Source organism: Actinomadura kijaniata (genome assembly GCF_014138665.1).
GTDB lineage: Bacteria > Actinomycetota > Actinomycetes > Streptosporangiales > Streptosporangiaceae > Spirillospora > Spirillospora kijaniata.
In genome coordinates this window covers 255530-278060 of the sequence record NZ_JACJIA010000006.1, presented here as the reverse complement: position 1 = coordinate 278060, position 22531 = coordinate 255530, and the positions used below count along the sequence as shown (strand labels likewise).

The following is a 22531-nucleotide window of genomic DNA, read 5'->3' as shown; positions in this document are numbered from 1 at the left end:
GGTCCGCCTCCGGCCCCGCCTCACCGGGCGGGTCGCGCGTCAGGCCGCGTAGTTGCGCAGGACCCGCAGCGCCGCGTCCGCGTGCGGCCCCGAGGTCTTCAGGCTCGTCTCCGCGGGGGCGAGGCGGCGCGCGCCGACCCGGCAGAACTCGCCCGCGGGCCCGGTGATCACCGAGGGGGCGTCCGGGTCGCCGAACCGCCAGGTCCCGCCGCCTGGGCCGGTCAGCTCGCAGCGGACCGGCCCGCCCCGTTCGCCCGCCACCGCGAACGCGTAGGGCAGCGTGCGCTGGGCCAGCCGGGCGATGTGCCGCAGCCGCTGGGTGTCGGGATAGTCGATGCCCAGCGGAGCGGTGATGTCGAGCGCGTGCGCCCAGTGCTCGGCGATGCGGGTCGCGGCCAGGGTGCGGGCCGACAGCGGGACCGCGGCCCAGGCCAGGCGGTCGCCCGGGGCGCGGGAGCCGAGCGCGCGGGGCGTCGCGCCGGCGGCCTTGCGCCAGCGTTCCAGCACGTGTCCGGGCGGGGCGCCGCGCTCGGCGACGACCAGCCGGTCCATCAGCTCGTCGAGGGGAACGCCCTCCTCCCGCCTGAACGCCTCGCGTTCCCCGGCGGCGGAGGCCAGGACGAGTTCTTCGGTCTGCGCCAGGTGGAGTACCACGTCGCAGACCGTCCACCCATCGGCCGCCGACTCCGTCGCCCACTTCTCCGGGCTCAGGCCCGCGAGCACGGCATCGAGCTGACGGTATTCGGCGGCCAGGTCGTCGAAGACGTCCGCTTCCCGTTCTCGCTCCATCCCCGCACCATACCGAATCACATTCTGTGTGGTGCGGGAATCGCTTCCCGGCCGCCGCGCCATCGGCTAACTCGACCATCCGCTGGGTGACCTCGCGGACGACGGACAGGTCGTGCGAGATGAACAGGAGCGTCAGGATGCCGCCTGCACCGACACGTCCAGCGCCGAGGTGGGCTCGCCGCACACCAGGACGGCCGGGCGGAGCGCCGGCGCGCGGCCGTCGTAGTGCTTGGACACCGACCGCGCCTCCAGGACCGGTTCCCCGACCTCGACCGGCTCGGCGTGTCCGCTGGGCACGGCGTCGAGCAGCATCCGGATGTAGGGGGCGTGCGGCGAGCACCTGCCCGGCGGGCCCCTGCTCGACCAGCAGGCCGTCCTTCATCACCGCGATGCGGTCGGCCGGCCGCGCCACCACCGAAAGGTCGCGGCTGATCAGGATCATCCCCGGTGCCCCGGTCGCCCAGTCCGGCGAGCGGGTCGAGCACCTGCGCGGTGGCGCCGACGTCCAGCGCCCCGCCCGCCTCGCGCCGAAATCGCCCAATGCGACGAAGCACTCGCCGAGCAGCCGGTGGGACGCCACCGGTCCGTTCGGCCAAGACATTCGGCTGTGCCCGTTGCGGTTCGCGTCCACGAACCGCAACGGGCCAAAGCCCCTGCCATCTGGGATCACCGAGCGGTTCGAGTTCCCGCCGGAGGTGGGGACGCCTCCGGGTGCATGTCCCGACATGCTCGGTCGCTGATTACCCGGCGGTCGAACGCCGCACCGCCCCTCCCTCAGCCCAGGCGGTAGACGGTGGCGTCGTAGGTGTCGGACGTGTCGACGCGACCGGCGCCCCAGAGCGATCGCGTTCTCGGGATCAGGATGAGGTCACTGACCCGGGCTTTCCATCCCTGGGCGTCGAGCCGGGTCGTGCTCCACGCGCCGCTCGCCGTGCGGTGCAGCAGAGGGGTGCCGGACCCTTCGGGGTCGTTCGCGGACTCGTCGCCGATGAACCACAGGCCACCGCGCCCGTCGGACACCATCCGTTGCGGGGTCCGGCCGTTCGGCATGTTCACGCGCCGCCACTTGCGGCCGTCCCAGCGGAGCAGGAGGGATTCGTAGGTGTACTTCTCCCCGTCCGAACGAAGCACCTCGCCCGTCACCCACACGTCCTTCTTGGAGAGTGCCGCGACGTCACGCAGGAAGACGCACTGGTAGGGGCCGCCGGTCTCGGGCTGCGGAATGTCGGGAGGCAGCACCTTCCCTACGCGGACCTCCTTCCAGGCCGTGCCGTTGAAGTGCGCGATCGTGCGGTCGCCGCAGCCGGTGTTCTGCTTGGCCCCGACTGCCCAGATGTCCTTGGCGGAAACGGCGCTGAGACGGTGCGGCAGCAGCTTGCCGACGTTGGCCCGCTTCCAGGTGCTGCCGTCGAAGTGCCAGGTGCCGATGCCCGCGCCTGCGCGGGTGTAGCCGAGCACCCACACGTCGCGCGGCCCGAACGTCACCATGTCGCTGGCCAGGCCCTCGTCCCACTTGTTGGAGACGCTCCACTCGCGGCCGTTCCAGCGCAGCGCGTAGGTGGGGCCGTCCCCGTACCCTCCGACCAGCGTCCACGCGTTGGTCGGTGACGTGGTGCTGCCGGCGTGGGCGGGCAGCTTGAGTTCCGCGGGCATGGGCACATCGCGCCAGGTGCGGCCCGTCCAGTGCCGGGCGATGGGACGCGTGCGTCCGTCGTTCGGGTGGGTCTCCCCGAACACCCAGGCGTTGTCCTTCCCGCTCGCCGCCACCCCGTAGTACGAGCTGGTGTCGTCGTAGCGGTGCGTCTGGAAGACCCGCCAACGCGGTGTTTCCGCAGCCGAAGCGGGCCAGACCGCCACACCGGAGGCCATCAGCGCCACCGCACCGGTGACGCGGGCCCGTCGTGCGAACCGAGTCATGATCGGTCCTCTCCTCGCGGGGCACTGCGGGGCCGCCCCGAACGGTATCTGATCTTGAGTAAGGACGCCTCAGGACCCCGGACGGACCACACCTGTCCGCCTGCGGTCATAGTGCGACCAGCCCGAACCCGCGCGCTCGTTCACGCGTCCCCGCTCGGCCGCCGGGGAAATCGATCGCCTCCCGCTGACGGTGGTGATCTAATCCTGCCGTGTTCATGACGGTGTTTCTGCTGGAGTTCCAGTCGTGGTACTGGACAGGGTGTTTTGACGATCCGGAGTTGCAGGGCGCCTTCGACGCGATGAACGAGCCGACGACCTCGCAGGCGTTCGGGCAGGGGTTCCTGACGCTGCTGCGTAGCGACGACACCGTCGCCTGGGGGATCGCGCTCGACTTCTACGACCGCGCCGAGATGACGAGCCGGTTCGTCGGCGGGAATCCGTTCGAGGATCACGGCGAGGAGGTCTGCCAGGTCGCCCGGGAGCTGCTCCGGCAGCCTCCCCGGCCGGTGGACGAGCGGACGAGGATCGAAGGGGCGAACCACGCGAGCGCGCTGGCGGCCCTCTGGCGTTTCGGGTTGGAGGACGGGGACGCCGACGCCATCGCCGCCGTTCTGGAACGGATGCCCGACATGGAGCTCAGGGAACGCGCAATGGACGCGGCCCGCGTCCTGCTCGGGGACTCCGAGGCCCCCGATGAGCGTCTGAGCGCGCTGGTGGCTCGCGTGGAGGAGTGCTACGAACGCGTGCAGGCGGTCCGCGCGCTGCGTGACTCGCAGGAGGCTGCGGCGACCGAGCAGTTGGTCCTCGCCACCAAGGACGACGAATGGCGGGTGCGGCAGGAGGCGGCCGCCGCGTTGTCGTCGGGTCGCCGCTTCTACGCTCACCGGCCGCTGCTGGAACGTCTGGCCGGGACCTGGTCGGACGACGAGCGCTCCGGTGCGGCCGACGAGGTGCGCAGCGCTCTCAGCGAAGGTCCGCACAGCCTCCACTGGGAAGGGGTCGAGCTGGAGGCCGAGTTGCGCCGGGCGCACGCAGAGATGCGTTCGCCGTCCGGCGAGGAGGCCCATCGCAGCGCGTTCTGTGCGCTGCTGCGCAGCCGGAGGCCGGAGGCGGTGGGCATCGCGCTCGACCACTACCGCCTGGCGGACGGGCTCACGCGGTTCGGCATCGACGGCGGCGAGTACGCCGCCGAGGTGCTCGCCATCGCGCGGGACGTCCTCGGGCGCCCGTCGCCGGCCGCCGGTGCCGAGCACGCGAGCGCGTTCGGCATCCTCTCCGAACTCGGTGAGCCCGAGGACGCGGAGACGATCGCCGCCGCGCTGCGGCGGCGCGAGGCTCCGGCCGTGGTCCGCGAGTCCGCCGTGGACGCGGCGTGGGAGTGCCTGGAACGGTGGGACACCCCGGACGAGGGGGTCGTCACCGCGCTGGAAGGGCTGATCTTCGACGGTTCGGGTGACGCGGAGCTTCGCGTCCAGGCGGTCAACGCCCTGGTCGGCCTGGGGCCGGTCGAACAGGTCACCGCCGTGCTGAGGCGCGCGGCGCGCTCCGCCGACCTGCCCGTCCAGGTGGAGGCCGCGGTCGGCCTCACGTTCCCGGACCTGATCGATGAGCACCGGGAACTGGTGCGGGAGGTGGCCGGGGCGTGGCCGCAGGACGCCGGGGAGCGCGCCGCGTTCGTCCGGCAGAAGCTCGCCGACTAGCCGAGTGGAGCGCCCGGCGTCCTGCGGAAGCGGGGCGACGGGCTGTCCCGTTCTCGGAAACCCCCGAACGGTGAGCTTTCGAGAACGGGACATGCGCCCGGGTGACGCTGGTCCTTCACGGCCGGACGGTCTGCCCGTGTCAGGGCTGGGCGTCGAGCCATTCCTGGAAGGTGGGGCCGGCGAGCTTGGCGTGAGCGCTGGGCAGGAGCCCGCCGCCCGCGGCGTACTGGGCATCGGGGAAATCGGGGTGGTCGGCATCGACGACCTTGATGCCCCGGCGGGCTCCCAGGAGCCGGGCCGCCCCGGCCAGGGTCTCCTGGCGGGGTCCGGCGATCTCGGGGATCGGCGCTCCGGGAGAGGGCGCGTCGGGGGCGATGGCCAGATCGACCAGCTCCTCGGCGACGGTGCGGGCGGCCACCAGCTGGCTCGGCCAGGTCGGGATGTAGGCGACGTCGCCCTGCTGCCAGTCCAGCATCTGGCCGACGAACTCGTGGAACTGCGCGGCCCGCAGGATGCGGACGGGGAGGACCTCGTACAGGTGGAGCTCCTCGTGCAGCTTCTTGGCGGCGCCGAACCCGGAGGTGGCCCCGTCGACACCGGTGATGGAGGCCACGGCGATCCGGGAGACCCCCGCCTTCTGACCGGCCTGGTGCAGGTTGCGGGCCGAGGCGCGGAAGAACTCGGTCGCCGCCTCCTGTTCGGAGGCGTGCCAGGAGGCGACATCGATGATGATCTCGACTCCGGCCAGCGCCCCGGCCAGACGCTCACCGGTGACGATGTCCACGCCGGTGGCCCGGGACATCGAAACGACCTGGTGCCCCTGTTCGGTCAGGACGTCGACGACGTGGCGTCCCAGCCGTCCGGTGGCTCCGGCCACTGCGAACTTGGTCATGCCTGTGCTCCTTTCGGGCGCGGGACAGGGGGTCAGTCGGTGTAGTTCTGGCCGGGAGCGCGGCCGGGGATCGGCTTGGCGATCAGCGCGGCGGGGGTGAAGAACCCGGTGTGGCCGATCACCATCACCAGCGACCACAGCGCTTGGTGGTCATAGTGCGCGCTCGCCCTGGCATACAGCTCGTCCGGGACGCGCTCTCCGGAGGGGGTGGGGGTCAGGACCGCCTCGATCAGCTCCAGGGCGACCCGTTCGGCGTCGGTGAAGCAGGTGGCGTCCTGCCAGGTCGCCACGGCGGTGATGCGCTCCTCCGACTCCCCGAGCCCGCGCAGGGTGGCGGTCTCGCGGATGGTGAAGTAGGTGCTGCCCAGGATCTGCCCGGCGCGCAGCTGCATCAGGCTGACGGTGATCGGCGGGATCGGACCGTTCTGGATGGCCTGGTGCAGGCTCTGAGCGACTCCTGCCAGCTCGGGCAGGAACCGGAGGGGGTTGGGCATCCGCGAACGCGGGTTCTCCTGCTCGGCCGTCGTGGGAGTGGACATGACGGGTCTTCCCTTCTCGCTCTCAACAGGTGGTGTCGCGGGCCGCCGCAGCGTTGGCGCGGCGCCCTGACGAACACCAGACGCCGACGCCATGAGCTCTGTAACGGCCACGGCCATGTGACCTAGGCCACCGGTCGTGGGCGTGACAAAGCGGTGGGGACCAACGACGGACGAGACCGAGCCGTTGGATCAGGTGGGTACCGGCCTCGGGGAGCAACGGAACAGCGGTTGGCGTTAAGCGTTGACCGACGTCATGGACGCCGTTGACGGCGGGCGTTCCCGCCGGTTACCCGTGCTTGTCCGGTCCGGTCCGGTCCGGCGTCGGCGAAGGCGCGGTACAGCGAAGCGACAGAGGGAGGCCGCCCGGCGTTCTTGCCGCCGCGGGTGCGGCGGGTGCTGCCCGCCGGGCCCCGCGCTTGGGGCAGGCGTTGCGTTCTCCCGCTGATCGGGCGCCAGATCCACCTGGCAGGGTGTGAGAACTGCTTCGCAGGACACCGGAGATCTGCAAGCGCACACCGTTACCGCCGTCGCTCACCGCTACTTTTCGGCTGGTCGCACGTACCCGAGTCCGGGCCTACTCCAACAACAGGAGAACCGCAGGTCGAAACCCCTCGAAAGAGGTTTTGACCTGCGGTTATTCAAACTGCATATCAGTACTCTGAGGAGTCCCGGCGAGGGTGGGTTTCGACGACGAACAGGGACGCGGGGCATGACTTCGAATTCGTTTCGTGGGTCGTCGTTCAGCACCGTGTGCGTATCAGGTGACGGACGCTCAGCAATGGCTGGGCCCGCCGGTCAGTCGATGCCTTCGATGATGCGGAAGTCGCGCTCGAAGCCGTCGGGGAGGGCCACCAGCGCCTTCTGGTATGCCTCGCTCTCATATGCCGCGACGGCCTGTTCGAAGCTGTCGAACTCGATCAGAACGACGCGTTGCGTGGTTCCGGCCTCGTGGGCGACGACTCGACCGCCACGGGACGGGAGGAGGGACAGAACGCGCCCGCCCCCAGCCTGGACAGCCGGACCGGCCAGCTTGTCATAGGCGGTCAGCCCCTCAGGGTCGGAAATGGCGGGGTAGACACTGACCCAGTAGCCCTTAGCCATGGAAACCTCCTGTGTTCGGCCGGACACGTCCGACTTCGAAATGACACTCAGATCGACCGATCCCGGCGACCGGTACTGCGGTCGGTTGAATCGCCATATGCGCAGGTTAGGGCTTGATGTGCGGTCGAGGGAAAGACCGGTACGGGATAGACTCAGAACGGATCGTTATCAATCGGCAGGGGGGCACGTGGCGCCGGATACGGTGAGCCTGCGGTACTTCCTGGTGCTGGCGCAGGAGTTGAACTTCACCCGCGCGGCCGCACGGATCGGTATCGCACAGCCCGCACTCAGCGCCCGGATTCGCCGACTGGAGGCGGAACTCGGCACGGCCCTGCTGGTCCGCAACACGCGTAGCGTCGTATTGACCACGGCCGGTGCGGCTTTGGCGGAGTCCGCGCCGCCCGCGTTGGCGGCGCTGGACCGGGCATGGGACACCGCCCGGAGCGCGGCGGCCGGTGAACTGGGCACGCTGCGCATCGGATACAGCCTCAGCGCCGGGGCCGAGACGACACCGGCCCTGGTGGACAGGCTGATCCGCGACAACAGCGGACTCGAGGTCAGCGCGGTCCCGATGGCGACACCGGAGATCTCCCCCGCGGTCGCCGACGGCCGCATCGATGCCGGGATCACCCGCGGTGAACAGCCCGGCCGTGGCGTGCGCCGGTTCCTGCTGCGGCGTGCGCGCGTCGGGGTCCAGCTGGCGCAGCACCATCCGCTGGCCGAACACCCGGAGATCGAGATCGCCGACGCGGCCGCGTATCCGCTGCGGCTCCCGGACCGTGCGGCCAACCCCGTGATCCACGATCAGCTGTCCGCGCTGTTCCGAGACACCCGACCACACCCCCGATTCCACACGCCCGCAGTCTCTTACGACATGTCCCAGCGCGACCTGCGCGACGGGGTCACCCTCGCCCCGGCCGGAGAAGCCGCGGCCACGGTACAACCGGCCGGTCTCACCTGGCGACCGCTGCGGGGCGCGCCCAGCCTGACGTTCCACCTGGTCCTGCCACGCGAGCAGTCGCCGCTACACCGCCGCATCCGTGCCGTCGCCAAAACCCTGGCGCACGAGCTGCACTGGCTGCCGGACTGACGCCTGCGGTGGCGAGGCCGAAGACCTTGCGCCCGGCGGACTTCGCGGTGATGACGACGGCGGACCAGCATGGGTAACCGGCGGCAGCATCCGCCGTCAACGGCGTGCATGACGTCGGTCAACGCTCAACGCCAACCACTGTTCCGTTGCTCCCCGAGGCCGGGCGCGGCGCAGAGGGATATCCAGGTCCTCGATGTCCAAGGACGGGATCTCGTTGGCGTGGGCGGCGTTGTCGCGCAGCATCTGCCGGCACGCGCTCGCGCAGCGGGTGGGAGCAGCCGGCCGGCAACGTGGTGACCGTGGGGCCTGGATCGTGTCGGTAGATGCGTTCAGGGGGTGGCTGGCTTGCGGGCGGTGAGCAGGCGGGTCGGGACCCACGGACTGCCCCACCAAACGCGCCAGCCGAGGCCGCGCACGTGGATGTCCTCGGCGTTCAGCCGGGCCAGCACCGCAGCGTACTCGCGGGGGGTCCGCGCCAGGTCGGCGATCAGCAGGCGGCCGCCCGGCCGCAGCACCCGGTACGCCTCGGTGATCGCTTGGGCGCGGGCGTCCGCGCCGAAGATGGTGTGCACCGTCAGGCTGGACACGACCAGGTCGAAGCTTGCCTCCACGTACGGGAGCCTGCGCAGGTCACCCCCTTGCACATGGACGCGGTCGGCGACGCCTTCGGCGCGGGCGTTGCGCAGGGTCGCCGCCGGGGTGTTGCCGGACTGGTCCCGTCCGCGCCACAGGTCGACGCCGACCGCCTGGCCCTGCGGGAGGTGCCGGGCGGCGGCCAACAGGACGGCGCCGCGTCCGCAGCCGAGGTCGAGCAGCCGTTCGTCGCCACGCAGGTCCAGCTCATTCAGCACGTCCCGCCAGACCAGGAACTTACCGCGCAGCGTGGCGTGCAGGCTCAAGGCCAGGCATCCCGCCAGCAGGGTGCCGGAGACCAGCGCGGGCAGCGCGGCGGCCAGATCGGCGGTGACCGCCATCACCAGCCCGGTCACCCAGAACCCCAGCACGACCAGGCCTATGAAGCCGAACCCGTAGGGCGCATCCATCCCGTACCGCGCGCCAGACATCCCGCCACTCTGCCATGGATTCGGCCGCTCGGGGGCTGACTACGACGCACTCATGCAGATGCGGAGCCGGCACCGCAAAACGCGCCATCGCCTGCGCATGCCGCGTCCGCCCCGAAGATGCCGATGCGCCGCTCACCCCCTCATCGTGCGCATCAGCCACTCCACGCGGCCACACACCTACGACAAAGAGCGCTGATGATCCAGACGACATCTGGCTGGTACGGGCGCGGTGGCAAAGGTCGGTCGAGCCGGTACAGGTCAACGGTGGCCCGGGGCTGCTGGTCCGGGCCGAGGGGCAGATCGACGGCGTGCTGGTGGTGCACGATCCCGAGAAGACTGCCGCGCGTGGGGCAGGAGACCGCCATGAGCCGCTGAGAGGCTGCCTTCGATCCTTCGCCAGCGCAGCTCCCGCTTGAGGTTCTTCCAGCGGCGGTTGTGGTGGTGGCCGAACCAGAGGTTCATGCGGGTCCCGGCGCCCCCCGCAGCGCACGGCGACCTGCATCACGCGCGCCTGCCTGGACCGTCGGAACGGCCCAGGCAGGCCGGTCGTTCAGAACCCGATGGCTTCGCGGAGCAGCAGGACGGTGCCGCGTCCAGGCGCGTGTTCCGCGTTGAGGATGAGGAGGCGGTTGATGGCGCTGGGCCACCCGTGGACCGCCTGGGTGCGGGCGCTTTCCAGCGGGAGGCAGTGGTCTTCGACGCGGCGCAGCGCGGTGGGAAGGTCGGGCACCACCTTCTGCGCCCCGACGACCCAGATCGCGCGGGCGGCGCCACCGGCGTAGCCGGGCAGCTGGCTTCCGCTGCCCGAGGCGATCACCAGGGAGCCGGTCTCGGTGACCGCGTGCACGCTGCCCACGATCACGTCGGGGGTGGCGCCCAGCCGCCGGATCTCGTCCATCTGGGTGGCACGGTCCATGGCCAGGAGGCGTGGCCTGACGGCCCGGTACCGCCCGCCGCCGTTGATGTCGGCGTCGATGCCGGACAGGCGGAGGGTCTCGCTGGCCCCGGTGAGGACGCTGGCGCCCTCGGGGATCAGATCGTTGACGCGGGTGCGCGCGGCGGCCGCGTCGTCGAGGACCTCCACGGTGAAGCCGTGTGCGGTCAGCGCGGCGGCCGCCCGCTCCAGGCGCTGCGCGGGCGCCGGGTCGGCGAACGTGGTGTCCGGCATCGGGGTGCTCATGGTGTCCCTGCGCTTCCTGTCCGGTGGACGATCGGTTGCTCTCAGCAGTCCGACAACGCAGCCCCCCGGAATGTCAGGCGGCGCATCGGTCTGACATTCCGGGGGCTGTCCTGTCGAACCGGTGAGGGCGGATGCGACCAAGGGAGACACCGGCACCATGACCACCCGATCCAGGCCAGACGCTGTTGAGCCGGGCGGAGGCCGACCCGATCCGGGGTGGACGCGATCATGAGCGAGCGGCGTCGGCTGATCAATCTCGCGTACCGGCCGCTGGGCTCCCTGGCCGAGGCCGAGGACGCCGTCCAGGAGACCTGCACCCGCTGGTACGCGATGTCCCCGCGGCAGCAGGACGCCATCGAGTCCCCCGGCGCCTGGCTGACGACGGTCGCCAGCCGCATCTGCCTCAATCTGCTGGGCTCGGCACGGTCCCGGCGAGAGACCTACGTGGGCGAATGGATCCCCGAGCCGCTGCCCGAACGGACGGAGCGGAGCAGCGGCCGGCTGGGAGACGCGACCGCCGACCCGGCCGACCGGGTCACCCTGGACGAGTCGGTCGACCTGGCCTTCCTGGTGGTGCTCAAATCGATGACCCGGCCGAGCGCGTCGCGTTCGTCCAGCTGGCCTCCTCGGCCCGCCGCCGCGTCCGGGCCTCGCAGCCTTCCGCGACCCGGGCGGTCCAGCGCGCCGACGTCGTCCGGGACTTCAAGCGGGCATGGGAGGCCAAGAACATCGACGCCCTCATCGGCCTGCTCGACCCCGACGCCACGGCGATCGCCGACGGCGGCGGCCTCGCCACCACCTTCCCGCACCCCATCGAGGGCGGCGAGCAGATCGCGCACGCCTGGGTCGAAATCGCCCGCCGCAGACCCGGCGGCATGACCTTCCTGGAACGTACGGTCAACGGCCGGCCCGGTGTGGTGGCACAGCAGGACGGCGTCGTCGTGACGGTGTTCGCGTTCGAGGTCGTCGGCGACCGGATCACGCGCATCTGGGTGGTGCGCAACCCCGAGAAACTCCGCCACTGGACAACGGGCTGACACGCGTCGCCACACCACCGGTCCGCGTGAAGCACAACGACCGCCCCCGGCCCCGAGGCGCAGCTCGTTCCGAGGGACGCCCTGAGCTGGGCGCCCACCGCAGGCCGCCGATACCTTCGGCCGCCTCGACGTGGTCGGCGCCGCCGCTGCACAGGCCGTCCCGCCCGCCATGCGCACAGCTGGCCGCGGCACGCTGCTGTTCCTCACGGGCGGCGCCGTGGAACATCCGAACCCCGACCGCGCGGCCAGCGCGATCGTCGGAGCCGCACAGCGGACCTACGCCGCGCCGCTGTCCCAGGCCCTCGCCGGCACCCCGCTGCACATCGCCCACCTCGTGGTCGTCGGACCAGTGGGCCCAAGGTTCGAACACCAGCCCGACACCGTCGCCGACCACCCGCAATCGGCCCAGCTCAGAGCGTCCCCCAGAACGAGCTGCACCTGGCGTCATCGTGGACTTGGACGTGGGTCAGCAGCCGGTCGAAGGTGCCATCGGCCGCCCTGACGCGGCCGACCAGGCAACAACGACCCGATCCGCGCCCACGCGGCATCGGTGAGCTCATGACGACGCACCATGCCACCGTCATGACCCACCCCGCGGATCCACCTCGGCCGAACGCCGAGGTCCACCGGACAGGACCCGGTGCCACGGGGCCGTCACGGACGAATGCGCGAGGTCGCCAGTCCTGTCGCCGCGCCGGATCAGCTGAAGGCGCGGCGGTAGGACTGCGGGCTGACACCGGTGATCCGTTTGAAGCGGTCGCGGAAGGCCGTCGGCGAACCGAAGCCGACCTGGGAGGCGATGCGTTCCACGGAGTGGTCGGTGGTCTCCAGCAGGTGCTGGGCCTGGCGGACGCGGGCGAGGTGCAGCCACTGGAGCGGCGTGGTGCCGGTCTGCTCGCGGAAGCGGCGGATCAGCGTGCGGGTGCTGGTCCCGGCGCGGGCGGCGATGTCGGCCAGGGTGAGATCGCGGCCCAGGTTGTCCTGGAGCCAGGTGAGCAGGGGTTCGAGGGCCGACCCTTGAGGCGTCGGGGCGTGGCCGTGGACGATGAACTGCGCCTGCCCGCCCTCGCGTTCGAGGGGCATGACCGACAGGCGGGCGGCGTCGGCGGCGACGGCCGAGCCGTAGTCGCGGCGGATCAGGTGCAGGCACAGGTCCAGTCCCGCGGCGGCACCGGCCGAGGTGAGGATCTGCCCGTTGTCGACGTAGAGGACGTCCGCGTCGACCTCGATGCCCGGATAGGCGGTGGCCAGACGGCCGGCGGCGACCCAGTGGGTGGTGGCGCGCAGGCCGTCGAGGAGTCCCGTGGCGGCCAGGGGGAAGGTGCCCGAGCAGATGGAGGCGATGCGGGTGCCGCGTTCGGCGGCGGCCCGCAGCGCGTCGCGGACGGCGGGGTCGAGCGGGGCCGCGGGAGCGCTGGTGCCGGGCACGATGATGGTGTCGGCCCCTTCGAGCCCGTCCAGCCCCCAGGGCGCGCGCAGGGTGAAGACGCCCGCGTCGATCTCCTCCCGCTGGGCGCACACGCGGATCTGGTAACCGGGACGGCCGTCCGGGAGACGGGTGCGGGTGAACACCTCGATCGGGGTGGACAGATCGAACGGGATCACCCGGTCCAGCGCGAGCACGGCGACGGTGTGCATGGCGAGAACGTACCTTCCCGCCAGCTTCCTGTCGCCGTCTGGGAGCCACCGAAAATCCTCTTCTGCCCCCTTCAGATCGCGGATTCGGCGTCCTGTCATTATCCCGTTGAAAGCTGGCGTTAACGCCACTGGGAGACGGATCGACGGCTGGTTAACGTCTGGCCTGACCCCGGCGGGACCGGGCTTCACACCAGATCCGAAGGGCTCCTCCATACATGCTCAGATCGTTCTGTTCGACGGCTTCGACCCGCTCGACGCCATCGCCCCCTTCGAGGTCCTGCACGCGGGCGGCGCTTTCTCTGACGGCGCGGTGAGCGTGGAACTGGTCTCCGCCGAGGGGCCGCGCGAGGTGGTCAGCGGAACGGGAGGGCTGGCGCTGCGCGCCACCGCCGCGCTCGCTCCCGAACGCCCCGGACTGATCCTGGTTCCCGGCGCCTCCGGCCGGGTCGAAGCCCCCGATGACGTCCCCGACCATGATCCGGCGGACGGGCGACCGCGGCCGGAGGAGTTCGTCTCCGTCCGGCTGGCCCGCGCCCTGACCACGGATCTGCCGGTACTGCTGAAGGCGGCGCTGGACTGCCCCGAGGTGACGGTCGGCACGGTGTGCGGCGGCTCGCTCCTCCTCGCCATGGCCGGGTTGCTGGAGGGGCGCCGCGCCACCTCCCACCACCTGGCGATGGACGCACTCGGTGCGGCGGGCGTCCACGCGGTGCGCGCCCGCGTCGTCGACGACGGCGGCCTGGTCACCGCCGCCGGCGTCACCTCGGGACTCGACCTCGGGCTCTACCTGCTGGAACGGGAGCTGGGACCGCGGATCGCCCATGCCGTCGAGGACCTGTTCGCCCATGAACGCCGCGGCACCGTCTGGCGCGACGAAGGGATGGCACCGACCGCACGGCCGTAGAGCGCCGGCGGCGACCAAGCTCTTTCTCTGCCTGTACGTCCTGGCTGTCGGCGTCGCGATACCCCGCTGCCGCGAGAAGCCTCATCGCTTTCGGCAACGGGAACGTGACCGCGTTCCGTGACTTCGCACGTCACAGCCCGCGCCGAACTGCGCTCCCCTGGCTTCTGCTGTGCGACCCCGCCGCCCGCCACCCGAAACCGACCTCGCCCTCGATGGGCCACACACGACTGCGCCCGTCCCCTTCTGAGAAAGCGACCCCGTCATGATCTACGTCACCGCTCCCCTGATCGGCGTCGTGTACGCCGTGCTGATGTCGCTGATCCGCGAACCGCACCGGCGCCGCTTCAACGCCGTCATGGTCGCGGGCGCGGGCGCCGCCTATCTCAGCGGCGGCGGATTCGGCCTCTGGGAGCTCCCCGTCACCGCCCTCACCGCCTACCTCGCCTACCGCGGACTGGAATCGTGGCGGTTCATAGGCCTGGCCTGGTTCGTCCATACGGTCTGGGACCTGGTCCACCACCTCAAGGGCAACCCGATCCTGCCCTTCGACCACTCCTCATCCCTCGGCTGCGCCATCTGCGACCCGGTCATCGCCCTCTGGTGCCTGGGCGGCGGCCCGTCCCTCATCGATCCGCTGCGCCGCAGGTTCACGCGCCAAGCCACCGTCCCGTCCCCGCCCGCGCCTGAGGCACTCGACCGGAGCCGTCAGTAGGTGCCGCGAGGCCCCAGCGGCCATCGTCTGGAAACGGCGGGCCTTGCCTGCGGTCTCAGAACGCCATGATCGCGGGAACGGACTGTGTGGAAGCGCCCGCGTTGACCATGAGGTGACGGCCTCCGGCGACGAACATGCGGCAGGAGACGTTGACGTCGTAGCGCAGCCAGGACTTGCGGACCGGCTTGCCGGTGGCGGGGTCGAGGGCGATCAGCAGGGCGGGGTCGCCGGGGTCCTGGGCCAGGACGGTCAGCCCACCGGCGGCCAGGGCCAGCGACGTCACGCCGTCCTCGAACGTGGAGCGCCACAGCCGCCGGCCGGTCAGGTCGAAGGTGAGCAGGTCCTGTTCCAGGAGCCTGGCGCCGGGGGGCTTGGCCGCGACGTGGATGCGGTCGCCGCCCACCGCGATCCTGCGGGTGAAGTCGCCCAGGTCCAGGTCGAGGTCGCCCTCGGGGCCGGAGACGGGGATCGCGCCCAGCCGCGTGCCCTTGGCGTCGAAGGTCAGCAGCTCGTCGCGGCTGCGCTCGCCGTCCTCCTTGACCCGCACGACCAGGGGTGAGACCGACAGCACCTCGGCGGCGTCGAACTTGGCGCCCACGCCCAGGTCGGCGACCCAGCGGGTCCGGCCGCGCGCCGGGTCGGCGACCGCGACCTTGGCGGCCTTCCTGCCGCAGCGGAAGGTCGCGACCACGGCGTCCGGTCCGGCGGCCATGGCGCTGTCCTCGGCGGTGAAGGCGCAGCCGCGCGGCGGCGTCCAGGTCCAGCGGGCCTTGGCGGTGCGCAGGTCCAGCGCCCGCACCCGGCCCGCGACGGGCACCAGCGCCGACCCGGCACCGGCCTCGATCACGCCGTAGTAGTTGGTGCCGGGGATCGCGGTGCGCGCCAGGCGGCGCGTCCACAGCGCCCTGCCGGTGGCCAGGTCGATCGCCGTGACGCGGTCGCAGGGCTCGTCCTCCAGGCCCTGGCCGATCAGCCCGACGCCCTGGTCGGCGTGCTCGGCCACGGTGCACACGATCTGCGGGGCGGGCACGGTGTGGGTCCACAGCGGCCGGCCGTTGGTCAGGTCGTAGGCCGCCGCGCCGTCGCTGCGGACGCGCACCACCGCGTTGCCGTTGATCCAGGCGGCCTTGCCCTTCATCGTCTTGGGCCGGTCAGGCCCGACCAGCCAGGTGGCCTCCCGGGGCTTCTCGCCGGCGCCGTCGGCGTCGCCGGAGGAGCATCCGACGAGCCCGCCGAGCAGCGTCACCACCGCCGCACCCCATGCCACCCTCTTCACCACAGACGTCCGCCTCATCTCTTCCATCGGCTTTTGCGCGGATCTGACGTTAGCGGCAGGGCTCGCGTTCCCCCTGCCCGCGCCCACTCCGGGTAGAGGACCGGCCTCGAACGAGCCGCCGTTTCCCCTCCGCGGCGGCCACCGTGCGCGATCCGTGCCGCCGGTCCGTGGCCGGTTCCGTGGTCGCCACGGATGCCCACGGGCCGGGCCGGAAGAAAAGCTATGGCCATCCACACAGCGGGTCGATGTGACCCACGACCGCAGGAGCGACCATGACCGGAGCTTCCACCCAGGGAATCAGGACCGTGCTGCACCCGGTGTCCGACCTGGCGAAGGCCAAGGCGGTGTACGCGGCGCTGCTCGGCGTCCCGCCGCAGACCGACGCGCCCTTCTACGTCGGCTTCGAGGCCGAGGGCCAGCACGTCGGGCTGGTCCCCGGCGGCGAGGGCTCGCCGGTCTCCTACTGGCACGTCCCCGACATCGAGGCGAAGCTCGCCGAGGTGACCGCCGCGGGCGCCACCGTCAAGGAGCCCGCGCACGACGTCGGCGGCGGCCGGCTGGTGGCCACCTTCACCGACCTCGACGGCAACGTGCTCGGCCTGGTCCAGGACCGCTGAACGCCGACCCGCCCCCGCCACGTCCGCCGCCCGGCGGCCGCCGAAAAGACGACGAACCCCCTCTCGCCCGAAGGACCTGCCATGACCTCCCTGGAATCCGTCACCCTGGAAGTTCCCGACCCCACGGCCGCGGACGCCTTCTACCAGGCCTTCGGTCTGGGCCCGTACGTGAACGTGCGCGCCTCGGACGCGCCGACGACCGGCTTTCGCGGGTTCGCGCTGTCCCTCGTGGTGTCCCAGCCGGGCAACGTCGACGCCCTCATCGGCGCCGCCCTCGACGCCGGGGCCACGACGCTGAAGCCGGCCACGAAGGGGTTCTGGGGCTACGGCGGCGTCGTGCGCGCCCCGGACGGGACGATCTGCAAGCTCGCGACCTCGAAGAAGAAGGACACCGGTCCCGCCACCCGGCACATCGACCAGGTCGCGCTCCTGCTGGGGGTGGCGGACGTCAAGGCGAGCAAGCGGTTCTACGTCGACCGCGGCCTGGCCGTGGGCAAGAGCTTCGGCGGCAAGTACGTCGAGTTCGCCACCCCGTCGTCGGCCGTCACGCTGGCGCTCTACCCGCGCCGCGCCCTCGCCAAGGACACCGGCGTCCCCCAGGAGGGCACCGGATCGCACCGGATCGTGATCGGCGGTGACGCCGGGCCCTTCACCGACCCCGACGGGTTCGAATGGGAAGCCGCGTCCGCCTGAGGGGCCGCGCTCGATCCCTTCCGACGGTCGCCCGTCCGGCGAGGGCCTCCAGTTCGGCGACCGCCTGGTCGGTGGCCGTCTCGGCGGCGATCTCGCTCGCCAGCCGCCGCGCCTCGCGTCGGTAGGACGGGTCGTGCAGGATCCGGCCGACCGCGTGGGCGATGGTGCGGGATGAGGCGTTCCTGCCCACGGTGATCCCGGCGCCGGCGAGTGCGACGTGCCGCGCCACCTCGCGCTGGTCGCGTCCGAGCGGCATGCAGACCAGGGGGACCCCGGCGGCCAGGGACTTGACGGCCGTCCCGTGGCCGGCGTGCGTGATGGTGACCGCGGCGTGGCGCAGCGCGACGCTGTGCGGCGCCGCCGCGGTGACCAGGACGTTGCCGGGCGCGCGGACCGTCGCCGGGTCCACGGCCGGGCCGGTGGTCAGCAGCCCGCGCACCGGCAGCGTGCCGAGGGCCTCGGCGATGCGCTCCAGTTGCCCGCGCTGGTTCATGAACGACGAGCTCAGGCCGACCAGGACCAGCGGCGCGTCGCCCTCGGGCAGTTCCAGCTCCCCGGCCCAGGCCGGGTCGTCGAGCCGTGGGCCGACGTGCCGCAGGTAGGCGGGGAAGCGCCTGCCGGGGTAGTCGAGCGCGCGCGGGGACAGCACGAGCAGCCGGTCGACGCGGTCGAACGCGTCGACCACCGAGTCCAACGGCGACAGGCCGTTCTCGACGCGGGCGGCGTTGAGCGCGGGCAGTCCCTTCTCCCACGGCCTGAGCATCATCCGGGTCAGCACCCGGTCACGCAGGCGCCCCAGCGCGCCCGTGGCGGGGGCGAGGCCCGGACCGGGCGGCGGCGCCCCCGGAGTGGGCAGCGGATAGAGGGTCGTCACCAGCGAGGCCACGGGGATCCCGGCGGCCTCGCCGCCGGTGAGCACGCCGAGCAGCATGTGCTCGGTGACCAGCACGTCGGCCGGGCGGGCGCGCAGCTCGGCGAGCGTGTCCCGGGCGTAGTCGGCCGCGGGACCGCACACGATGCGATCTCTCAGCCGCGCGAACTCACCGAGCGGCGTGCGGGCCTCGAAGTCCTTGATGACGTCCTTGGCCGGGTCGGCGGTGTCGCCCTGGGGCGCCGTGGTCCAGGCGATCGGCTCCGCGCCGCCGGCGAGGACCTCCTCGCGCAGTGACCTGTCGGCCAGCACCCGGACGCCGTGGCCGCGCTCGCGCAGCGCGCGGGCGACCGACAGGACGGGCGGCACGGCCCCGCCGCCGGCCCAGGTGGCGAACAGGAAGTTCTCAGGCATCGCGTTTCCTCCGGGGGTCGATCGAGGTCAGCAGGTCGCGCATGGCGCGTTCGGCGTCCTCGCGCGACAGGCCGAGGTCGCGCCGCCACAGCTTCCACAGGTAGATGTCCGTGGCGGCGTAGTGCAGGTTCAACGCGTGCTCGCGGGCGGGGCCCGGGGCGGGCAGGCGGTCGGCGAAGACCTGTTCCAGCCATGCCCGATGCTGGCCGCGCGCGTGAGCGGCCGCCCGGGCGAACGCCGGGACACGGTCGATCTGCGCGGTCCAGAGCACGTTGGCGTCGCCCTGCCGCTCGTAGTCCGCGAAGAGCACGGCCACGATCGCCGCCACGTCACCGGTCGGCGCCTGGCGGGCGACCGCCGTTCGCGACGCCATCCGGTCGGCGACGGCGTCGGCCAGCCCGTCCTTGCCCCCGAAGTGGTTGACGATCGTCTGCACCGACACGTCCGCCTCGTCGGCGACGTGTTGCAGCGTGACGTCGTCGTACCACCGCCGCATCCACAGCGCGGCCGCCGCTTCCAGCACGCGCGTACGCGTGACCTCCACGGCCGCGGCACGGGCGCCCATGCGGTACGGACGCCTGCTCCCACTTTCCATGGAGTATATCTATATTCAATTGGATGGAGGGTCAAGCGAAATCTGCTCACGGCCGAGGCCCCTGCCCCGCACATGCGAAACGCGGCTCGGATCCGCCGGGGCGGGAGCCGCGTTCGAAAGGGGGGCGGCGGCGTTCACCGGTCCTGGATCAACCCGAGAACGTTGCCGTCGGGGTCGGTGACGGTGGCCACGCGACGGCCGCCGCCGACGTCGCGCACGGGCTCCTTGACGGTGGCGCCCGCGGCGGTCACCTCGGCGAGCCTCGCCTCGATGTCCGGCACGTGCCAGTAGGCCACCGGCGAGGTCATGCCCTGCGGTCCGCCGCCCGGCACCAGCCCGATGCGCTGGCCCCCGACCACGAATCCGACGTAGTAGGGCGAGTCATTCTCCGGCGGGACGCCGAGCAGCGCCGCGTACACCGCCTTGGCCGCCGCCAGGTCCGACACCGGATGCAGCACCGTCCTGATCCCCTGAGCGGGAGAGCCGGCCATGATCACTCCTTGGGTCGTGGGCCTTCACCGGCCCGATCCGCACGGCTTCACAGCCTCCCTCCGGCACGGCCGGCCCACATCCGTGGTGACCACGGACCGCACCACGGACCGGGGGCGCGAGGAGGGATGCGGCAGAATGCGACCGTGGCGACGACAACGGACGTCTCGGCCCGCGAGGCCGAGGTACTGGAGCTGGTCGGGGAGCATCTCAGCAACGCTGAGATCGCGGCCCGGCTGTTCATCTCGGTGCGTACCGTGGAGAGCCACGTCTCTTCACTGCTGCGCAAGCTGGAGATGCCGGACCGGCGGGCGCTCGCCCAGCGCGCGTCCGGCCTCGCCCGGGCCGACCGGCCCCACCCGGCACCGGCCCTGCCGGCTCCGCTGACCTCGTTCGTCGGCCGGGTGCGGGAGCGGGCCGAGCTGACCGAGATGATCAAGTCGCACCGGCAGGTGACCGCGGTCGGCCCCGGCGGAGTGGGCAAGACCCGGCTCGCGCTGGCGGTGGCCGCGGACGCGGCCGGCGACTTCGCCGACGGGGTGTGGTTCGTCGACCTGACCTCGGTCACCGCCCCGGACATGATCGCCACCGCGGTCGCCGACGCGCTCGGCCTCGGCGAGCTGCCCGGCCGCGGCATGGACGAGTCGGTGGTCGCGGCGCTGACCGACCGCCACACGCTGCTGGTGCTGGACAACTGCGAGCAGGTGCGGGACGGGGTGGCGCTGTTCCTCGAACGGCTGCTCGCGGGCTGCCCCCGGCTGACGGTGCTGGCGACCAGTCGGGCGCGGCTGGTGGTGCCGTTCGAGCGGGTGTACGCGGTCCCGCCGCTCTCGCTGGCCAGCGGCGGCGAGTCGGACGCGGTCATGCTGTTCATGGAACGGGCCGCGGCGGTGGGCTGGCCGCTGGATCCCCCGCTGTTCGACCACGTCGCGTCGATCTGCGAACGGCTGGACGGGATGGCGCTGGCGATCGAGCTGGCCGCCGCCCGGTACCCCACGTTCGGGCTGGACGGCCTCACCGCCGCCCTGTCCCATCCGCTCCGGATGCTCACCGGCGGTTCCCGCGCCGACGACCGGCACCGCTCGGTGCGGGCGGTGCTGGACTGGAGCCACGACCTGCTGGAGCCGGCCGACCGGGCGCTGCTGCGCCGGGTGTCGGTGTTCGTGGCGCCGTTCACGGCCCGGGCGGCGGCGGAGGTCGCCGGGGTCGAGGAGATCCTCGTCGCCGACGGGCTGGCCCGGCTCGCCGAGCAGAGCCTGCTGGTGGTGACGGTGTCCCCGGGCGGGACCCGGTACCGGGCGCTGGAGACCATCCGCCAGTACGGGGCCGAGCGGCTCGCCGAGGCCGGTGAGCTGGCCGAGGTCCGCTCCCGGCACCGCCGCTGGTGCCTGGAGCGGGCCGCCGGCCTGGCGGTGGTGGGCGCGGACTGGCGGGCCGGGTTCGACGCGGTCGCCGACGACCTCCGCGCCGCCCTGGCGTGGGCGGCGCAGGAGCCGGAGCAGCGCGCGGACGCGTACCGCCTCGCCCGGCACCTGGCGGAGCTGACCTTCACCCGCAACCTGGTCGGCGAGTCCCAGCAGCGGTACGAGCAGGCGGCCGCGTTCGCCGAGGACCCGGGCTCGGCCGCGTCGGCGCTCCGGGACGCCGCGGCCGTCGCCGGCTGCCGGATGCGCGGTGACGACATGCACCACCTCCAGCGCGCGGCCGCGGAAGCCGCCCGCCGGGCCGGGGACGCCGCCGGCGCCGCCTGCGACCTGGCGACCATCGCCACCAACGCGTGCCGGTTCGCGAGCAAGTTCGTGCGGAAGCTGCCTCCGGAGGAGACGGCCGCGCTCATCGCCCAGGCGCGGGAGCTGGCCGGCGAGGATCCGGCGGCCCGGGCCACGGTGGCGCTGGCCGAGGCCGCGCAGGCGCTCAACGACGCGGTCGGCTCCGTCCGGGGCCGACCCGGCGGCTCCGCGCCGGAGATGATCGCGCGCGCCCAGCGGGCCGTCGAGCTGGCCCACCGCACGGGTGATCCGCTCGCCGAGTCCGCCGCGTTCGACGTGCTGGCCGGCACCCAGAGCTGGGCCGGTGACACGTTCGCCGCCGCCGCCACGGCCCGGTTCCGGGTCACGCTGCTGTCGTCCGCGCCGAACACGCCCGCCGCCACCCACGAGCTGGTCGAGGCGCTCGGCGAGGCCGTCGAGTCCAGCCTCGGCACCGGCGACCTGCCGGGGGCCCGCCGGTGGGCACGGCGGCTCGCGGACCACCCGCTGCTGGCCGAGGTCGGCCATCGTGCCATGAGCTGGCCGCTGGTCGCCGACGCGCTGGCGGGCGACGCCGACCGGATGCTCACCGGCGGCGTCCGGTTCCTCGACGCGTGGCGGCGGGCCGGCAGCCCCACCAGTTCGGCCCTCGGCCCGGCGGTGGCCGCGATGGTGATGATCCACGGCCTCCGCGACGACCACGACGCCCAGGGCGAGTGGGAGGCGGTCCTGGCCCGGTTCGGCACCCCGCCGGAGCAGGCCTACGGCTACGGGGCGGTCTTCGACGCGATGCTCCTGCTCCACCGAGGACAGGCGTCCGAGGCGCTGGAGCGGACGGCCCCCGAACCCGGCGACGTCTGGAAGTGGGTCACCTGGATCTGGCTCCACTGGTACGTGGCGCTGCGCGCGGAGGCCGCCGTGCTCGCCGGGCGCCCCGACGCCCGCGACCGCCTGGCCGACGCGCGGGCCGCCACCGCCGGGAACCCGGTCGCCGGCGCCATCGTGGAGCGCGCCGAAGCGCTGCTCGACGACGACCAGGAGCGGCTGCTCGCCACGGCGCACGCCTTCGACGCCGTCGGTTGCCGGTACCAGTCGGCGCGGACCCTGGTGCTCGCGGGCGGCGAGCACGCCGCCCGCGGCGCCGCCGCGCTCGCCGATCTCGGGCTCGCCCCCATGGCTCCGCTCCAGCGCCCGAGCTGATCCCCGGCCGCGCCTGCGGTGGACCATCCGAGGGGCGGATGGTCCACCACCACGACGGCCCCGGG

21 protein-coding genes and 1 pseudogene are annotated in these 22531 nt (G+C 72.5%); 9 read left to right on the top strand and 13 right to left on the bottom strand.

Annotated elements, in window-relative coordinates; translation table 11 throughout:
* Positions 1–39: 39 nt before the first annotated feature.
* From HNR61_RS24005 to HNR61_RS23995, 3 genes are all read right to left on the bottom strand, one after another.
* Entirely contained in the window at positions 40–789 is a 750-nt protein-coding gene (locus HNR61_RS24005) for a maleylpyruvate isomerase family mycothiol-dependent enzyme (protein WP_182845428.1), read from the bottom strand.
* Positions 790–921: 132 nt separating this feature from the next.
* Entirely contained in the window at positions 922–1101 is a 180-nt protein-coding gene (locus HNR61_RS24000; protein WP_182845674.1) for a hypothetical protein, read from the bottom strand.
* Positions 1102–1563: 462 nt separating this feature from the next.
* Positions 1564–2706: a hypothetical protein gene (locus HNR61_RS23995; protein ID WP_182845427.1), complete on the bottom strand. Its 1143-nt coding sequence runs from the start codon at positions 2704–2706 to the stop codon at positions 1564–1566.
* A gap of 215 nt (positions 2707–2921) precedes the next feature.
* Between HNR61_RS23995 and HNR61_RS23990 the strand changes: the two genes are divergently transcribed.
* Positions 2922–4406 carry a hypothetical protein gene (locus HNR61_RS23990; protein ID WP_182845426.1) on the top strand — a complete coding sequence of 495 codons (1485 nt, stop codon included), beginning with the start codon at positions 2922–2924 and terminating at the stop codon, positions 4404–4406.
* Positions 4407–4545: 139 nt separating this feature from the next.
* Here the strand turns inward: HNR61_RS23990 and HNR61_RS23985 are convergent, their stop codons facing one another.
* The 3 genes from HNR61_RS23985 to HNR61_RS23975 form a co-directional block, all read right to left on the bottom strand.
* The gene (locus HNR61_RS23985) at positions 4546–5298 is read right to left on the bottom strand and encodes an SDR family oxidoreductase (RefSeq protein WP_182845425.1); all 753 of its coding nucleotides are present in this window, start codon (positions 5296–5298) and stop codon (positions 4546–4548) included.
* Positions 5299–5330: 32 nt separating this feature from the next.
* Positions 5331–5837: a carboxymuconolactone decarboxylase family protein gene (locus HNR61_RS23980; RefSeq protein WP_182845424.1), complete on the bottom strand. Its 507-nt coding sequence runs from the start codon at positions 5835–5837 to the stop codon at positions 5331–5333.
* A gap of 795 nt (positions 5838–6632) precedes the next feature.
* The gene (locus HNR61_RS23975) at positions 6633–6938 is read right to left on the bottom strand and encodes a DUF1330 domain-containing protein (protein WP_182845423.1); all 306 of its coding nucleotides are present in this window, start codon (positions 6936–6938) and stop codon (positions 6633–6635) included.
* 187 nt (positions 6939–7125) lie between these two features.
* On the opposite strand from HNR61_RS23975, the gene HNR61_RS23970 reads away from it, so the two are divergent.
* The gene (locus HNR61_RS23970) at positions 7126–8028 is read left to right on the top strand and encodes a LysR family transcriptional regulator (protein WP_182845422.1); all 903 of its coding nucleotides are present in this window, start codon (positions 7126–7128) and stop codon (positions 8026–8028) included.
* Positions 8029–8357: 329 nt separating this feature from the next.
* Here the strand turns inward: HNR61_RS23970 and HNR61_RS23965 are convergent, their stop codons facing one another.
* Together HNR61_RS23965 and HNR61_RS23960 are read right to left on the bottom strand one after the other, a co-directional pair.
* Positions 8358–9092 carry a class I SAM-dependent methyltransferase gene (locus tag HNR61_RS23965; RefSeq protein ID WP_220509722.1) on the bottom strand — a complete coding sequence of 245 codons (735 nt, stop codon included), beginning with the start codon at positions 9090–9092 and terminating at the stop codon, positions 8358–8360.
* A gap of 550 nt (positions 9093–9642) precedes the next feature.
* Positions 9643–10272, bottom strand: coding sequence for an LUD domain-containing protein (locus HNR61_RS23960; RefSeq protein ID WP_182845421.1), 630 nt, complete (start codon positions 10270–10272; stop codon positions 9643–9645).
* Between the two features lie 228 nt (positions 10273–10500).
* Here HNR61_RS23960 and HNR61_RS48150 point away from each other — a divergent pair.
* Together HNR61_RS48150 and HNR61_RS23955 are read left to right on the top strand one after the other, a co-directional pair.
* A pseudogene (locus HNR61_RS48150) lies at positions 10501–10638 on the top strand (sigma factor); the annotation flags it as partial.
* 86 nt (positions 10639–10724) lie between these two features.
* Positions 10725–11309 (top strand): sigma-70 family RNA polymerase sigma factor family protein, encoded by a 585-nt coding sequence (locus HNR61_RS23955; RefSeq protein ID WP_246443775.1) that lies wholly within the window; start codon positions 10725–10727, stop codon positions 11307–11309.
* Between the two features lie 699 nt (positions 11310–12008).
* On the opposite strand, the gene HNR61_RS23950 is transcribed toward HNR61_RS23955, so the two are convergent.
* On the bottom strand, positions 12009–12947 hold the full coding sequence (locus tag HNR61_RS23950; RefSeq protein ID WP_182845420.1) for a GlxA family transcriptional regulator: 939 nt from the start codon (positions 12945–12947) through the stop codon (positions 12009–12011).
* Between the two features lie 310 nt (positions 12948–13257).
* On the opposite strand from HNR61_RS23950, the gene HNR61_RS23945 reads away from it, so the two are divergent.
* Complete coding sequence (locus tag HNR61_RS23945) at positions 13258–13851, top strand: DJ-1/PfpI family protein (RefSeq protein WP_312898062.1); 594 nt, start codon at positions 13258–13260, stop codon at positions 13849–13851.
* Between the two features lie 262 nt (positions 13852–14113).
* Positions 14114–14563, top strand: a complete 450-nt coding sequence (locus tag HNR61_RS23940; protein ID WP_220509720.1) for a DUF6010 family protein — start codon at positions 14114–14116, stop codon at positions 14561–14563.
* A 55-nt stretch (positions 14564–14618) separates the two neighbouring features.
* Here the strand turns inward: HNR61_RS23940 and HNR61_RS23935 are convergent, their stop codons facing one another.
* Positions 14619–15830 carry an outer membrane protein assembly factor BamB family protein gene (locus HNR61_RS23935; RefSeq protein ID WP_182845419.1) on the bottom strand — a complete coding sequence of 404 codons (1212 nt, stop codon included), beginning with the start codon at positions 15828–15830 and terminating at the stop codon, positions 14619–14621.
* Between the two features lie 281 nt (positions 15831–16111).
* Between HNR61_RS23935 and HNR61_RS23930 the strand changes: the two genes are divergently transcribed.
* Positions 16112–16456 carry a VOC family protein gene (locus HNR61_RS23930; RefSeq protein ID WP_182845418.1) on the top strand — a complete coding sequence of 115 codons (345 nt, stop codon included), beginning with the start codon at positions 16112–16114 and terminating at the stop codon, positions 16454–16456.
* Between the two features lie 81 nt (positions 16457–16537).
* Positions 16538–17149 (top strand): VOC family protein, encoded by a 612-nt coding sequence (locus tag HNR61_RS23925; protein WP_182845417.1) that lies wholly within the window; start codon positions 16538–16540, stop codon positions 17147–17149.
* On the opposite strand, the gene HNR61_RS23920 is transcribed toward HNR61_RS23925, so the two are convergent.
* From HNR61_RS23920 to HNR61_RS23910, 3 genes are all read right to left on the bottom strand, one after another.
* A complete protein-coding gene (locus tag HNR61_RS23920) occupies positions 17106–18434 on the bottom strand; it encodes a glycosyltransferase (protein ID WP_182845416.1) in 1329 nt (442 codons plus the stop codon). The two genes, HNR61_RS23925 and HNR61_RS23920, sit on opposite strands and share 44 nt — an antisense overlap.
* On the bottom strand, positions 18427–18999 hold the full coding sequence (locus HNR61_RS23915; protein WP_169813969.1) for a TetR/AcrR family transcriptional regulator: 573 nt from the start codon (positions 18997–18999) through the stop codon (positions 18427–18429). Before HNR61_RS23915 ends, HNR61_RS23920 begins: the two co-directional genes overlap by 8 nt.
* 164 nt (positions 19000–19163) lie before the next feature.
* A complete protein-coding gene (locus HNR61_RS23910; protein WP_182845415.1) occupies positions 19164–19520 on the bottom strand; it encodes a VOC family protein in 357 nt (118 codons plus the stop codon).
* Positions 19521–19664: 144 nt separating this feature from the next.
* Here HNR61_RS23910 and HNR61_RS23905 point away from each other — a divergent pair, with 144 nt between their 5' ends.
* Positions 19665–22466 (top strand): ATP-binding protein, encoded by a 2802-nt coding sequence (locus HNR61_RS23905; protein ID WP_312898061.1) that lies wholly within the window; start codon positions 19665–19667, stop codon positions 22464–22466.
* Positions 22467–22531 lie beyond the last annotated feature (65 nt).